The organism is Apibacter adventoris (genome assembly GCF_002964965.1).
Taxonomy (GTDB): Bacteria; Bacteroidota; Bacteroidia; order Flavobacteriales; family Weeksellaceae; genus Apibacter; species Apibacter adventoris.
Genome location: NZ_PSZN01000004.1, coordinates 120,584 through 136,072, shown reverse-complemented (window position 1 = coordinate 136,072; position 15,489 = coordinate 120,584). Strand labels below are relative to the sequence as shown.

The following is a 15,489-nucleotide window of genomic DNA, read 5'->3' as shown; positions in this document are numbered from 1 at the left end:
AAATAAAGAGGCCTAACCCTAAGGGTGATTAAATAATATTATAACTTATTTTCATATAAAAATTATATCTTTTTTGACATAGAATTCACAAGATTTTTTTAATACTTATAGATTGTTATTCTTAATTATTTTTCAATGCTTTTTATTCATTAATGGTCTTTTAGCTTAAGTTCATCCAGAATATTATCATACTTCTATATTGTTTTATTTTTTATATGAACTTTTTAATATACCTTTTAATGCTGTTATAAGTTTACTACATTCTTTAGGTTTCATTTGTTTAAGAGGTTTTCTTACCGGGCTTTTTTTAGAAATAATAAAAGTTCCTAGTTCTTTTATATCGGGAACTGATTTACCTGCCTTTTTTTGGTATATTGTCCAACCTAAATCATAACAAATATTAAGGATTTGAGCATGTTGTTTGTTATATTTATCAAAATAACCAAAATAACTATAATCTCCTTTTAATGAAGCTATTAAATTAATAGCTTCTTCTATTGTCAGTTCTTTTACACTTTTAACCCTTTCATTAGTAAAATGAGAAATAAAATCTGCCCTTAAATTTTTATCTTTTTTAATTTCAAATGGAAATAAATTAAATATTTGTTTAATTTGTAAATATTGTATTAAATTTCTTTTCATAACTATTTATTTATTTTATTTTGATTTATTAACCACCTCTTTTATAAATCTATCTTTTTATTAATTATTGGATTTGTTTTGATTTTTCAGTTATAAAATTCTATTTAAGCTTTTAGTGTTAAGTTCTTATTAATAATATATAGTTTATACTATCTAAACATCTATTTATTTATAAATTTTATAATAAATATATATATTCAATATCTTAATTATGTTTTATTATGTATACTAATACTGCTATTAAAAATATGATTAATATTATACTTAAAGGAATCCCAATTGGTGATAAAACCCAGAACCAAGACCAAGTAATAACATTTGTGAGTTTTAAAACTATAAATGCAATAGTTAATAATCCAGGAAATCCGATTCCTGCTGATGTGTTATTTTTCTTCATGATTAAATAATAAGTTAAAGTTATTAGAGCATCTTTTTATACCTTTTTCTTGATTATATGGTAAATATTTTAGTTTATTTTATTTTTATATCTTTTAAAAATTCTTCTTTTAGTAGTTATTCTGTTAATAACTATTTTGTTTATGAAAATTTATTTAGAGTTTTTCATGTTTAAGTTTTTTTTCTGTTATTAAAAAACTTAAATCAAAATCATGTGGAAAATCTACTGATGTAAGGGATAAAGGAATACTTTGTTTTACACCATTTTTATCTGTATAACAAGAATCAATAAAAAATGCAGAACGTTGCGGGGAATAGGATTTTCTAATTATATCTACTCCATCTGTAAAACTTTCATTATTAAAATCATCGGCTAATGCTTGTAATTCAATAACACGATTAGCTTTTAAGTTTCCTTTAGCATCTTTTTTTAACAAATGGTTTATAGCCTTTACTAATTTTGCAGAATTTTCATCTTTGGATAATGTCTCTATAAATTTATTTATTTTAGAAATTCCTGTATTTACTGTATCATCCCATCCGTCTATAATACGATAACCAATGGTTATAGACCAACCATCCTCTGTTGTAAAGGTATGAGATTGATTATTTTCTCGTGTTTCATAGATGGATAATTTTAATTTTAAAATATCTATCAATGAATCATAAATAAACCTTTTTTCTTTTCTCAATAAATCAGATATCTCTTTTAAACGATTTACAAGATTTGGTATCGTCTCGTTTACTAAGTCTTTATATGCTTTACGATCCGTTTCTTTTTTTGCTTTACGTTGTTTGTGCAAAGCTTCAAACTCAGCATCTGTTAATTGTCCTGCTGGTTTTTCAAATAATTTCTCTGGTATCATTATATTTTAAATTTTTATTTCTTCATCTATTTACTTTATTTAAATCATATTTTACTATATTTAGTAATTTTAAAATTTTCGTATAGAATAATTTTTCACGTTTTATTTATATGCTAAATTTTAAACTAATTAAGACATGATAAATGTTTATAATTTATTTTAATTATTTATTTTTTGTAAACTATTTTTTTATTTCTATCATTCAAAATTCTTTTTTTTATTATTCCATTTTCTTCAATATATCGGATTTCTGGGCATACCCATCTGGATTCTTTTATTTCTACTGATTGAATAATAAGTAGTTTTTGGAATTCATCTTTAAAATCAGAGGGTTTTTTACCGTTTAATTGCCGTGCTATTTCTTTATGTATAAGACAACGATTTTCAAGACTTAAAAATCGTTTCTCTTCACTATCATATGTAAGTAATTCTATTAAATATTCTTTAGAAAATGCCATGTTTATTTTTTTTTATTTCATCTCTTCGAGTTAATTCTTCTAGTATTCTATCTCTCTCAGCCTGAAGATAAACTTTAATAATAATTTCTTTTCCATAAAAATTAGATAGATCAAAACTCAATTGATGCACTCGATTTTCTAGTTCTGTTTCGCTCCAATCCTTTAATGGTTTTTGGTTTAGGGGAAATTGTTCTGTTTCCATAAATTTTTTGCTTTAATGCTTTCATTACTAACCCATTAGGGTAAATGTATGTATAACTGTTTTCACAATGTGTATCATAAAAAGCTTCTATTAATGCCTCTATTTCAAAGGAATACAATTTTTTTTCTTCTTCTTTGATGTCTGTTATTCCAAATGCTTCTTGAGTACGAATATTCCATTGGGTTTTCCACCAAGACCAATATTCAGTTAGGGAAAGCATAATCTTTACAGTTTTTTGTTTTTCTATTTCGGGAAGTAAATTCTTCCAGTAATTTTCTGCGTATAAACAACCACTTTCAAAGAGATTTATTTGATATGTTTCTTCTGTAATCCCGGTTAAACGGCAAAAATTATATTGTGTATTATTTATTTTCATGATTAGATTATTTATTTAAGATTTTTTAGCCTTAAAATATGAGACCTTTAAATGTTTAATATTTATTTTTTCTTTTGACATAGATCTGATTGTTTATTTTAATTTTTATTAAATGTTTATTTTCCCCAGTATTTTTCAACCCCTTCATTCCAAATAACATAATCACCGGTAGATCCTATATATCTTCCTTTAGAAAAAGCTTTATGCCCTTCTACCCATATTTTAAGATCTGCGTCAAACATTATTTGTTCTGCGGTTCTGCCTATAGGATTCATTCCCTTTGCTTGTGAAGTGAAAATAAATAGCTTATTAGGATATCTTTCTACAAAATCTTGATACTTAGGATAATTTAATCGTGCATACTGAATACTGTCAATTACTACTATCTTGCGACTTTCTCTTTTATCTAGACGAGTTATTAATTTATTTATAGGTTCTGCGGGTAATAGTTGTACACGCGTTCCTACCTCGCTCATGTTTACTCGATCAAAAGCTAATTTCATAGTATATGAGGTAGATTCTTCTAATGAATTATAAAGCACTTTGTCAAATTGAGATAGATATTTTACTAATTGAAGTGTAAATGTGGTTTTTCCACTACCTGAATTACCCCATATAAACCATACTCCGATTGTTTCCGGTTTATTAAAAGCTTTCAACCAATTTCCTGTAAAGTCAAAAAGCCTGTATTTCTTATTACTTAATTCGTTTGCAGATAATGCTCTTGCCATTATTTTTATTTATTTAAATTTGGAATTCCTAAAACTATTCTTACAAAATCTTCAGTTAATGGTTGACCAATTCGTTCGGACTCTCTTATCGCTGGAACTAATACATCGTGTAATTCTCCATAATTCTCACAATTTTGTTGAATAAAACGAATTAATCTGACATCTGAAATACCATTTAAAAACTGTTTAAATGTTTTATCAATAGATGGTAATACACGAATTCCGAATTTGATACGACGATATAATTGAGGAATTCCTTCTTTATTTTTTTTTCTAAGTTTATCTAGGTTTTTTATAAGTTGGTCTGTACCTATAAGAATAATAGAACAAATCCCCAATAAATTGTCATATAGTTCTTTCATAGCGCATAATGCTGGTTGTTTCATATATTCTGCTTCATCAAATAAAACAATTGGAGTAAAACCTTCATATTTTAGTTGTTTGAGTTTTTTTACAATTTCTCGTATTTTTTTAGATTTTGTTTTAGCAGTTGGTATTTTTAGTGACTCAATAAGCTTATCAATCAAATCTCCAATAGTATCAGAACAACCTACTGTTATTTTAAATGCATCTATAGGGTTTTGTTTTACAAAAATATCTACAGTAAAACTTTTTCCACTTCCTGTACTTCCGATAATTATATTTGTGTATCCATATTTTTTTGCATCTTGTAACGTGGCTATGATCCGATTAAATTGATCTGTAGGTAATGGTTTCCAATATGATTGTTCTAATTCTAAACCGATATATTCTGCTATTTTTTTATACCACTTATCTGATATTATTACCTCTTTGCCACCTATAGATGAAATTTCATTTCTATTTCTAATAGCAGATATATATCCTGGATTAATTTCAGCCTTTTTGGAAAATTCATTAGCTGATAATTTATGCTTTGATAGGTAATTTTCTAATTCAGCAATAATTTGGTTCTTTACTTTTGTTTTCATAATATGTTTTAAATTGCTCCCACAAATGGGCATTTTTTATTGTAAATACATATTTATATCTACTTTTTCGCGCAAATAAGCTTCTTGTTGGGATTTCCATTTATTTGCATTTTCTTTTTCTTGTTTTTTTTTCTGCCTTAATTCATTTTTTTTCATAGTGTTTAAAGTATTTAAACGTTGTTTATTTCGTTGATTCTTATGGTTTCCTGTACTATCGGTAAGTAATAATTTTGATAGTGTGTTGTTAAGTTCTGGTTCTTTTTTAAATAAATCTTCCACAATTTCAGCATCTTTATATGTCTGCTCTGCTATTTTCCCATTTAAATATTTATTAAATTGTTGTACTTTCATCAGTTCTGCTACATCGTTATCAGTTCGGTCTTTCAATGACATAGGCTGTAAATATTTTTTATTTAACATAAACCGCAACTCTCCTCCATTACTGTATGCTAATACTTTATCAGTATTACTTGAATCATAAGCAATAGTCCAGTCAAGATGTCCATACATACGAAAATCTGGATTAAAACAATCATAATATTGAATAGTCTTATTTAGAGTTACCTTAATACCTTCATGAGTAAGTTTATTAGTATATCCAGTTCTTTCTCCTAAATAATATAAATAGTCCTCGTCTGACATATAATTGTGATTTTCTAATGGAATTTCAGCATATGCAGAAATATATTTTGCTTTCCCTACTTCTCTTTCTGCTTCTATAATTTTCTCTATCTGTAATCGGCAAATTTCTTCATCAGGAAATGTATGGCGTATTTTATTTAGCATTTCACTATTCGGCTGTTTTTCTTTTCTGGAAGTAACTCCAAATCCTGACCAATTGGGCATTAACTGACAATATTTTTTGTTTAACCGTAGAAAATATGGTTCTATTACTTTGGCTTTTGCGTTATGCGCCTTTGCTGGAATATAATTTTCTGTAACGGCATTATATAAAGGAGTTAATTTTTTTATAGCATAGCGATCGGATTGTATTTGTAATACACGATGTCGTCTACCAAATAATTCGGCTGTGTGATTTACAGCATTACGGATTGCTTGTTTTATCAGTTCTGTAGATTCATGATTTCCAATCGCATAGCCTATGGGGTATTTTCCACATGGATCTAATACAATTACGGCTGTTAAACGGTTATGGTAAGTGGTAACTTCTTTTCCTTTAGGAGTAATTTCGGTTTTTTGATATAGTAATTCTACATCCCAACCATCAATTGTCCAATAATATAAAGGATAAACTGGAGCTTTACGTTTTACTGTCATTGCTTTAACATTGTCAAAAGTCTGTTGCCCTCTGCGCCCGGCAAAAGTGTTTAAATCCCATTTTTCCCTATAATTTCTTACTGTTGAGGCCGAAATATTTTTCCAATCACATTTATCTGCAAATATGTTATAAATAGTAGCAATTTGTTCATTATCTAAGTTATTGTGCTTGCGTAATAATTGCCTTAAAGAGGCTTCTTGTTCAGTATCTTTAACCTTTTTAGAATGTTGGTTGCAAAAATTTGCATGAATAAGGCTTTGATAACCTTCTTTTATATAACGAATGTATTTTCTTTTTAAAGAAACCGGATTTATAGGTAAAGAATGAGGATATGTTGTTTTATTGAGATTTTGCAAGTAGTTGCTTATCTCTTTCCACAATTCTTGTACATTCTGTTTTGGTCGATTTAATTTTTTACGTGACGTTTGTCGAATATTTATTAAAGAATGTATAGCATTAAATATCTGAGCTTGTATATTATATTCTTTTTGTACAGATTTTTCTAAAAAACGATTATCCGGCAATTGCCATGAAGCAAAGAATTCCACAGCTTCTAAATCTGTTTTTATTTGTTTTTCTAGTAAAGATTTATTTTCAGATGGTGGTCTACCAAATTTTTTTATTACTAGGTCCTTAATCGAATTTGGAAGTTTTTCAAAATCTAACAGAGCATAATTATCAAGCCCCCTAGCTGTACGTATTTTATTAAGTTTGCCTCGATTACACCAATTTTTATAGTCATAATATGTAATTATCCCTAAATCCTCATAAAGAACTTTTGCTGGTATAGATAATGTATTATTATAAAACTCGTACATTTTATTTATTTAAAGTATTTTCTATTTCTTTAACTAATTCTTTATATTCCTTTCTAATTGTATCAGAAGTAAGACTATTACGATCTCCTTTTAAGCACTGACGTATATAATAAGTAGTAAATCCATATTTCTCTGATAATTTATTTATTACTAAGGAGTTCCACTTATTTTTTTTTTGATTATTTTTACCCATTGCTTTGTTTGTTTCTAATTATAAAGCAAATATATACAGAATTCTGTATATATAAAAATAATATTACAAATTTATGTAAATAAATATATTTTGAAAGATATAACTGTAAGATTTTTAATTGTTTATGAATATCTCTTTTCTATTAAAAAAGTTAATTCATATAATGATTTTGCTAAAAAAATAGGGATTAGCAGTTCTTTAATAAACGAAATTTCTAAAAAAAGAACTAATGCTGGATTAATACCTATACAGAATACTGTAAATAAATTTACTGAAATAAATTCTGAATGGCTTTTAACTGGAAAAGGAGAAATGCTGAGAAATGAAAACAAAAACCTTAATGAATCTATATCTATACCAGATAGAAACAAATTATTAATTCCTTTAGTTGGTAAATACTCTTATACAGAATATATAACTGGGTTCAATAATCCTGAATATATAAAAACTTTACCAACCATACCTATAATTGCTGATAGAGAACTAAATGGGAAATACTTAGGTTTTGAAATGTATGGAAATAGTATGGAAAATAGTACTGATAGAAGTATAATAGAGGGTGATATATTAATTTCTGCAGAAATTAATGATATTTTCTGGAAATATGAATTACCTTTTGACAAATGGTATTTTGTGATTGTACATAAAAATGAAGGAATATTAATAAAGAAAATTATTAAACATGATGTTAATAAAGGTATCATTACTTTACACTCTCTAAATCCTTTATATAAAGATATAGAATTATCAATGAAAAATGTTGTTCAGCTATTTAGTGTATTACAAATTGTTAGAAAAATGAAAATATAGATTTCTATAATAATTTTCTTTACTAATATTATTAATATACTGAAAATCAATTATTTAATTATTTGTTTTTTATCTATATAATACTATAGTGGGGGTATGAGTTTTACATTTTTGCACAAAAATTATACTATTTTACTAAAAGTATATTGATCAGTTTTTTTTTATTACATGTTTTTTTGAATCCCCAAATGAATCCCCAAACGACTCTCCAAAGCATTAAATAATAGTTTATTTAAAAGAATATAATTTTTATGAAGAGAGGTAAATAATAAATAAGATATTTTATGAATATATTTTTTCTCTATTGGAAGACACAGGTAAAACCTTTATATCTAATATTATAAATGTTTATTAGATTATAAAAATATTATAAAAGGATATTTATTTTATAGGTGAATTAAATAAATAAATTTTTCTATAAATAATGTTAATATATATTTTTTGATTTAAAATTAGCGAACTATCTTTTTTTTAAAAAACTATTTATAAATCCATGTTTACAAGTCTTTTTATTATTTTATTTGAGTATTATTTGTATTTATGGATATATTATAAAATGTTTTCATATAGTCGCTACACCTTCTGTTAAGGATTTAATAAAGTTATTTAATGGTTTTTCTACCATAGCAGAAATAAACATATTAAATTTTCCGTCAAATGTAAATTGCACACTACAGGAACTATCTGTTATTTTTTCAATAAAAACATTTAAATCAAAAGTTAAGGAATCTTTTGCGGATGTAAGTACAACTCGCGTATTAGGTATTTTTTCTTTAAATTTAAGAGCTATCTCAGGCATTCCTTTTAATGCAAATACAAATCCCTGATCATTTACTTCAAATTTATCCATATCTGAAGGCATAATTTGCTTATATGCCTGAGGGTCAGACACTAACATATATATTTCTTCGGTGGATTTATTTAAAGTAACTTTCTCTCCTTTTATATTCATTTTTTGTAATTTTGAAAAAATTGAAAACAAATGTACAAAATTTTTGTCAACGAAAAGCCTCTAACTATTAGTGAATATGAAATTAAGGGCTATGTCAATATACCTTATGAAACAGAAAATACATTTGCTATGGCTTTTGATATGTTATTCCATTCCCAAAAAAAGGCTATAAACATTTTCTATTTTGATGAGGAATTTCTTTGGAAAAAATTTCAAAAATTTGCAACTCCTGTTTATGCTGCCGGTGGTGTTGTTGAAAATAACAAACATGAATATCTTTTTATTAAAAGAAATGGTAAATGGGACCTTCCGAAAGGACATGTGGAAAAAGGTGAAACGTATGAACAAACTGCTCTGAGAGAGGTTGAAGAAGAATGTGCTATAGATAATTTGTCTTTAAAAAATCCTCTTTGTACCACGTATCATGTATATTTTGACAAAAAATACTATTTAAAAGTAGTATACTGGTTTACGATGTTTTCCGATTCTACTCATATGATTCCACAAAAAGAAGAAAATATTGAGGTAGTAGATTGGTTTTCTGTAGAACAAATACCTGATTTAATGAATAATACTTATGAGAACATCAAACATATGGTTAATGAATATATATTAAATAAAGGTTAATTTATTTTATATCAATAAAAAAAGCATATAACATTTTATGTTATATGCTTTTTTACTTCTTTATAAATTAGAATGTAAACTGTAGCCCAACTTTTATTCCAAAATTATTGGTATCAGGCATATCAAAATAATTTCCTCTCCAGTTGAAATCTATTCTAAAAAATCTAAAATTTCCTAACCCTATATTTTCAATTCCAAAACCATATTCATAATAGATATCATTTTTAGGAGCTCTATAAATTATATTAGAAGCATTTATGGCTTTAGAACCGTCAGATATATCTCCTAAAGCTCCTCTAAAGAAAACTACTTCCCGCAATTGTAACTTTTTCAGCAAGGGAACGTAAGAAAATAATCTTCCGTTAAAGTGATGTTCTATATGAAGTGCAGAGTAAGTATCTGTAACAAAATCATAATAATCTAATTGTGAAAAGGTATTAGGTATTATACCGTAAGACTGGTTACCGGGAACAACATTTAGTAAAGATATAGGTAATCTGTTAAATGATTTCCCAAATTCAACAGTTACATTGGTTTTTCCAATAGGCCCCCATAGTATAGGTTGTGAATATAAAAATTGTAATTTATCATATGAAAAATCACTGTTAATTAATCCTTTTAAGCCTTTGGTATATTTTAAAATAAATGTAGGGGCTAAACTTGTATGCTGGTATCTGTCCAATCCATAATGAGAATATTTAGCTCCCGGTCTTGCTTCTACGCTTAATGTTAAATGTGAATCGTATAAATCTTCTCGTTTATTACCGGATTTGTCATAATATCCTATATCAAATTTACTCAAATCACCGGATTTTATGTATTGATAAGTTCCATCCAATCTAAACTGTACATTTTTCCATGGATTTATAGAGATAAATACATTCGTTTTGTTTACTGAACTCAAATAATCATTATCTCCTCTAGAAATTATAGATGATGAGGCAAAGGAACGTGACATTATACCTTCATTTTCTGTTAAAGTAACTCCTAATTGTGTTATATCTCTTTTTGTTCCGATTCCGAAAGTTAAACGGTTGTATTTATTAACCAACCAACGAAACTCTCCTCCATACTTAAATTGATGATCTTTAAATCCATATGCTGAATACCCTTCTATACGCCACATGTCGTCAGGTCCAAAATAAGTTCGAGCTCCTAATCTTAACCGAAAACCTTCTATGTTATTAAATCCTACGGTTTGATAGAGGTTTCCAATATCAATTGTCTTTTTAATATTTACATATCCGGAAGATAATATTTGAACCCCATCTACTATATTTCTGAACAAACGGGTTTTAGATATTTTATTTATTAATTGATTGGCTTTTATATCATCTTCACCTAAACGTTCGGGTCTATTTTGTGCCCAAAAATCGTCATCTTTATTATAAGCCCCCGAAGAAACCGGCTCATATTTTTCGTCTAATAACTTTTCTATATCTTCACGAGGTTGATCAAATTTGTAATCATTATATGTAAGTGTCCTTTTTGCAAACATACCCTTTGTTCCCTCTTTTTTAGATAATAAAGACATATCTAAAACTATATAATTACGAAGCGGAATAAAAATAGAATCATTTATCATATCATAATTAAGTTCCATATATATATCTTTAACAAAATTTACATTAATGCCCGAAGTAGACTGTAATGTAGCTTGTTTCACCGCATATGTATCTTTGGTAATGTATAAATCTCCTTTAAAAGTAAGTTCTGATTTTCTTATAGGTCTATAACGAATATGATAACAATCTACTCCATCTACATCTACAGTGTCGGTTAATAAATACTCATACACCGAAAAACCAATTGTTGATACAGGACTTGTAAAGCCCTTATTGAAAAAGTTTAAAACATTATCATATATATTTACATCTTTATATAGATTTTTTACTGTATTAGCTACTACTTCATTATTCGTTACTCCATAAGCTTTATTTCCACGTAAAAAACTTTTTTCTCTTTTACTTGGTTTATTCTGCCCCACAATATTTGTTATGGATTCATTTAAATAAACCGGAATATAGGTTTTCCCAGATATATCTAAGGTATCTATGTCTTGGGTAGATATATTTAATTTTTGAAATATTTTTTTACTTATAAATGTACTATCTATATTATTTAGGTCAAACTCTATTTTCTCATACTCTTTATATTCATAATTTTTAAAATTCGTAAGTCCATTAGTTCTTCGCCTTTTCCATAATTCTTGTAAAATCCGATATGCAGGGTTTTCTTTTTTGGGTAATTTTTTGCGTGGAAAGCCATTAATTACTACTTCTTTTATTGTCTTACCATTTTTATCTTTTTTTTGAATTGTCTCTTGGGTCGAAAATTCTATTAATACATCTGCATTTTCTCCTGGATGGATAGAAAAATTTTTTGTATAATCATTCACTGTTATCTCTAAAGAATCTACAGTTTTTTCAGATTGAAGGGTAAAATATCCATTTTTATCAGAAGAAGTAAAACTATCCGTTCCTTTTAAAAAAATTTCGGCATTTTCAATAGGCTTTTTTGTATCCGAATATATAAGCTTCCCGGATACTTTTACTTGGGAATGTAGCAAAACACCTGATAATAACAATAAAAATAATAATATTTTTTTGGGCATTGAATAATTTATTTTAATTAAAAAAAACTTTCTTTTATATTATTCAATATAAACGAAAGTTTTATTCATATATTATTAACAAACAGATATAATGTATAATTAAATCTATCTTTTTTCTAGAACTTCATCAATTAAACCATAATCTTTTGCCTCAACAGAAGTCATCCAATAATCTCTATCTGAATCTTTTTCAATTTTTTCAAAAGTTTGTCCGGAATGTGAAGATAAAATATCATAAAGTTCTTTTTTCAATTTCAATATTTCCTTCAAAGTAATTTCCATATCTGAAGCCTGACCCTGTGCTCCTCCTAAAGGTTGGTGAATCATAACCCTGGAATGCTTTAAAGCAGATCTTTTACCTGCTGCTCCTGCTGTTAAAAGTACAGCTCCCATAGAAGCGGCCATACCTGTACAAATAGTAGCTACATCCGGCTTAATAATTTGCATGGTATCGTAAATGCCTAATCCTGCGTATACTCCTCCTCCGGGAGAATTTATATATATCTGAATATCTTTGGAAGAGTCTGTACTTTCTAAGAATAATAATTGAGCTGTGACTATATTAGCTATTTGATCATCTATTGCGGTACCCAAAAAAATGATTCGATCCATCATTAATCTCGAAAATACATCCATCTGTGCCACGTTCAATTTTCTTTCTTCTGTAATATACGGCGTCATGGATGATGATATATATTGATCGACAGTAAGGCCATTTAATCCTTGCCCTTTTACTGCATATTTTCTAAATTCATTTTTTATATCCATTTTACTATTTTTTATTTAAAAATTTTGATATTCAATTTCTCTAAAATTATACCAAAAGAATTGTTACAGATATAATTTTATTTTTTCTGCAATATCTAAAAATTCTTTTTCCGTGAGTTTTAATTTATTATGAATATTCATATCATCTTCTGTGTTTAAAGGAACCAGATGAACATGAGCATGGGGTACTTCTAATCCTAAAACTGAGAGCCCTACTCTTTTACAAGGAATAGCTTTTTCTATTACTTTTGATAATTTATAAACTACTCCCATTAAATTTTGATACTCTTCTAAGGAAAGATCGTAAATTTTATTTACTTCTTTTTTAGGGATAACTAATGTATGACCTAAAGCAAAGGGGTTTATATCTAAAAAAGCTAAATGATTTTGATCTTCGTAAATTTTATAACAAGGAATCTTCCCTGCCACAATTTTAGAAAATATACTTTCCATTATTATTAATATTTAATACTATATTATGGATTTAAAGTGATTTCAAGTATCTCAAAATTAATCACATTACCATTCGGTAAAGCAATTTCGGCTTTTTCCCCAACCTCTTTCCCTAGCAAACCTTTGGCTATAGGGGTATTTACTGAAATTTTTCCTGTTTTAAGATCTGTTTCCGTATCGGGTACTAAAGTATACTTCATTTCCTGTCCATTCACAGTATTTTTAATTTTTACGGTACAAAGTATGGACACTTTAGAAGTATCTAACTGTGAGTGATCTATAATTTTAGAATTTGCAATTATATCTTTGAGCTTTCCTATTCGCATTTCTAGTAACCCTTGAGCTTCTTTAGCAGCATCGTATTCTGCATTTTCAGATAAATCTCCCTTATCTCTTGCTTCTGCAATTTGTTGTGTAACCTTAGGTCTTTCTACCTGTTCCAATTGCTCAAGTTCTTTTCGCAATTTTTCTAGTCCTTCTTTCGTTACATAATTCATGATACTTTTTTTTGTAATTTTGAATAATTTATAATAAAAAAATAACCCGACAATAGCGTTATTAGTCGGATTATCCGTATGCAAATCTAATAAATTTATATGATGAATAAAAAAATATTTCTATATATCTTACTTTTAAGTCTATATTTACCTCTGTTTATTCAATGTGAAAACGGGGATAAAACTACTGATTGCTTTCCTAAGTCTACTATTAATTATCAAGTAAACCTTGATTTGCCTGCTTATCAAAATTTAGCCGGCATAAACGGCTGGGCTTATGTTCCCGGAGGTCCTTTGTCTGGAACAAATGGTTTAATTATTGTAAGAACCGGCACTTATGAATTTAAAACTTATGACAGAAATGCTCCTCATATTTGTCCTACGGCTAATTCTGTATTGGAAGTTAAAGATGATATATATATTTATTGCCCTGAAGATAAAGCGAAATGGATTCTTACTTCAGGACAACCTTTAGAAGTTGCTGGTATTTCGCCTAAAACCTATCCAACACATTTAATAGGGAATACGCTATATATTTCATATTAATAAAATTCTTTTCTCTTATTTTTCCTGAGCTATTTTATTTATAGTTAAACCTTGTACTACAATTGAAAATATTACTACAAAATATGTAATTGCTATTATGGCATTTCTATGTCCTTCATAACCGGGTATTTCAGGAATAGATAAAGCTAAAGCTATAGAAACTCCTCCTCTTAATCCTCCCCAAACTAATATTCTTATTGTTTGTCTGGAATATTTTTCTTTAAAAGGAATTATCAATACCGGTAGTTTTATTGATATGTAACGGGCTAATAAGACTGCCAATATGCTAATTATTCCGACTTGCCAATAACTTAACACATTAGGAATAAGCAATAATTCAAAACCTATAAGTATGAACAAAACAGCATTTAAAATCTCATCTATTAATTCCCAGAAAAAACCTAAATAACCTTTCATAGTCCGTGTTGATAATTGCATTTTCTTGGAATTTCCAATAATTAAACCTGCGGAAACCATTGTTAGAGGTCCAGAAATATTAATAGATTTTGCTACTAAATAACCTCCCATCACTACCGCTAAAGTAATAATAATGCTTGCTTTATAATCTTTAACTTTATTTATAGCTATAGAGGCTAAATATCCTATTAATATTCCTACCAACATACCTCCTCCTGCTTCTTTTAAAAGTAATATGGCTATATTGGAAAAAGAAATATTTTGTCCTCCTCCTTCTAGAATTTTTAATATTACTGCAACTAAAACAACAGATATTCCATCATTAAAAAGAGATTCTCCTGATATTTTTATTTCTATGGATTTAGAAATATTTAAATTTTTTAAGATGCTTAAAACAGCTACAGGGTCTGTAGGTGAAATAAGTGCCCCAAATAAAAAACAATAAATTAAATTGGCTTTAAAATGAAATATTTGTAATGAATAATATAAAATATACCCAACAGCTATAGTTGAAATAATTACGCTGACAGTTGAAAAAGTTATTATTGATAATCTTTCTTTTTTAAAATCATTTATATTAATATGAATTCCTCCTGCAAATAATAAAAAATTTAAAATCCCTCCCATTAATAGTTCTGAAAAATCAAAACTATTCATTAAGGATGAAAATTTTAATATTAGATCGGGAAATATTCTATTTCCAAAAAAAACCAGAACTATAGAAACTACCATGGCTATTATCATAACCCCAATGGAAGATGGCATTTTCAAATACCGTAAATTCAAATAATAAAATATAGAAGTAATAACTATAAGAACAGAAAAAGAGTAGTATAATTCCATAGTGCAAAAATATGTAATCTTCCAGAATGAATAATTTATTTATATTATTTT

General features: G+C 27.4%; 18 protein-coding genes. 4 read left to right on the top strand and 14 right to left on the bottom strand.

Going from position 1 to position 15,489, the window contains the following annotated elements; translation table 11 throughout:
* Positions 1-204 precede the first annotated feature (204 nt).
* The gene (locus C4S76_RS03130) at positions 205-642 is read right to left on the bottom strand and encodes a hypothetical protein (RefSeq protein ID WP_105192561.1); all 438 of its coding nucleotides are present in this window, start codon (positions 640-642) and stop codon (positions 205-207) included.
* Between the two features lie 248 nt (positions 643-890).
* On the opposite strand from C4S76_RS03130, the gene C4S76_RS11730 reads away from it, so the two are divergent.
* Complete coding sequence (locus C4S76_RS11730) at positions 891-1,049, top strand: hypothetical protein (RefSeq protein ID WP_181044043.1); 159 nt, start codon at positions 891-893, stop codon at positions 1,047-1,049.
* Between the two features lie 144 nt (positions 1,050-1,193).
* On the opposite strand, the gene C4S76_RS03120 is transcribed toward C4S76_RS11730, so the two are convergent.
* The 7 genes from C4S76_RS03120 to C4S76_RS03090 all read right to left on the bottom strand — a co-directional run bounded on the left by C4S76_RS03120 (position 1,194) and on the right by C4S76_RS03090 (position 6,911).
* Positions 1,194-1,904 (bottom strand): DUF3164 family protein, encoded by a 711-nt coding sequence (locus tag C4S76_RS03120; protein WP_105192557.1) that lies wholly within the window; start codon positions 1,902-1,904, stop codon positions 1,194-1,196.
* Positions 1,905-2,071: 167 nt separating this feature from the next.
* Positions 2,072-2,362 carry a hypothetical protein gene (locus C4S76_RS03115; RefSeq protein WP_105192555.1) on the bottom strand — a complete coding sequence of 97 codons (291 nt, stop codon included), beginning with the start codon at positions 2,360-2,362 and terminating at the stop codon, positions 2,072-2,074.
* 110 nt (positions 2,363-2,472) lie between these two features.
* The gene (locus C4S76_RS03110; RefSeq protein WP_105192553.1) at positions 2,473-2,940 is read right to left on the bottom strand and encodes a hypothetical protein; all 468 of its coding nucleotides are present in this window, start codon (positions 2,938-2,940) and stop codon (positions 2,473-2,475) included.
* A 116-nt stretch (positions 2,941-3,056) separates the two neighbouring features.
* Positions 3,057-3,671, bottom strand: coding sequence for an ATP-binding protein (locus tag C4S76_RS03105; protein WP_105192551.1), 615 nt, complete (start codon positions 3,669-3,671; stop codon positions 3,057-3,059).
* Positions 3,672-3,676: 5 nt separating this feature from the next.
* On the bottom strand, positions 3,677-4,621 hold the full coding sequence (locus C4S76_RS03100) for an AAA family ATPase (RefSeq protein ID WP_181044042.1): 945 nt from the start codon (positions 4,619-4,621) through the stop codon (positions 3,677-3,679).
* Positions 4,622-4,657: 36 nt separating this feature from the next.
* Positions 4,658-6,718, bottom strand: coding sequence for a hypothetical protein (locus tag C4S76_RS03095; protein ID WP_105192547.1), 2,061 nt, complete (start codon positions 6,716-6,718; stop codon positions 4,658-4,660).
* A 1-nt stretch (position 6,719) separates the two neighbouring features.
* Positions 6,720-6,911, bottom strand: a complete 192-nt coding sequence (locus C4S76_RS03090; protein ID WP_105192545.1) for a hypothetical protein — start codon at positions 6,909-6,911, stop codon at positions 6,720-6,722.
* Between the two features lie 90 nt (positions 6,912-7,001).
* On the opposite strand from C4S76_RS03090, the gene C4S76_RS03085 reads away from it, so the two are divergent.
* Positions 7,002-7,721: a LexA family protein gene (locus C4S76_RS03085; protein WP_105192543.1), complete on the top strand. Its 720-nt coding sequence runs from the start codon at positions 7,002-7,004 to the stop codon at positions 7,719-7,721.
* A 562-nt stretch (positions 7,722-8,283) separates the two neighbouring features.
* Here the strand turns inward: C4S76_RS03085 and C4S76_RS03080 are convergent.
* A complete protein-coding gene (locus C4S76_RS03080) occupies positions 8,284-8,673 on the bottom strand; it encodes an orotate phosphoribosyltransferase (protein ID WP_105192541.1) in 390 nt (129 codons plus the stop codon).
* A 30-nt stretch (positions 8,674-8,703) separates the two neighbouring features.
* Between C4S76_RS03080 and C4S76_RS03075 the strand changes: the two genes are divergently transcribed.
* Positions 8,704-9,300 carry an NUDIX hydrolase gene (locus C4S76_RS03075; RefSeq protein WP_105192540.1) on the top strand — a complete coding sequence of 199 codons (597 nt, stop codon included), beginning with the start codon at positions 8,704-8,706 and terminating at the stop codon, positions 9,298-9,300.
* A 67-nt stretch (positions 9,301-9,367) separates the two neighbouring features.
* Here C4S76_RS03075 and C4S76_RS03070 read toward each other — a convergent pair whose 3' ends face one another.
* The 4 genes from C4S76_RS03070 to greA all read right to left on the bottom strand — a co-directional run bounded on the left by C4S76_RS03070 (position 9,368) and on the right by greA (position 13,632).
* Positions 9,368-11,914: a DUF5686 family protein gene (locus tag C4S76_RS03070; protein WP_105192538.1), complete on the bottom strand. Its 2,547-nt coding sequence runs from the start codon at positions 11,912-11,914 to the stop codon at positions 9,368-9,370.
* Between the two features lie 105 nt (positions 11,915-12,019).
* Positions 12,020-12,682, bottom strand: coding sequence for an ATP-dependent Clp endopeptidase proteolytic subunit ClpP (gene clpP / locus C4S76_RS03065; protein WP_105192536.1), 663 nt, complete (start codon positions 12,680-12,682; stop codon positions 12,020-12,022).
* Between the two features lie 63 nt (positions 12,683-12,745).
* Complete coding sequence (locus C4S76_RS03060; RefSeq protein ID WP_105192534.1) at positions 12,746-13,135, bottom strand: HIT family protein; 390 nt, start codon at positions 13,133-13,135, stop codon at positions 12,746-12,748.
* 23 nt (positions 13,136-13,158) lie between these two features.
* On the bottom strand, positions 13,159-13,632 hold the full coding sequence (gene greA, locus C4S76_RS03055; RefSeq protein ID WP_105192532.1) for a transcription elongation factor GreA: 474 nt from the start codon (positions 13,630-13,632) through the stop codon (positions 13,159-13,161).
* Between the two features lie 99 nt (positions 13,633-13,731).
* Here greA and C4S76_RS03050 point away from each other — a divergent pair, with 99 nt between their 5' ends.
* Positions 13,732-14,178: a hypothetical protein gene (locus tag C4S76_RS03050; RefSeq protein WP_181044041.1), complete on the top strand. Its 447-nt coding sequence runs from the start codon at positions 13,732-13,734 to the stop codon at positions 14,176-14,178.
* Positions 14,179-14,193: 15 nt separating this feature from the next.
* Here the strand turns inward: C4S76_RS03050 and C4S76_RS03045 are convergent, their stop codons facing one another.
* Entirely contained in the window at positions 14,194-15,438 is a 1,245-nt protein-coding gene (locus C4S76_RS03045; protein WP_105192530.1) for a cation:proton antiporter, read from the bottom strand.
* Between the last annotated feature and the right edge of the window lie 51 nt (positions 15,439-15,489).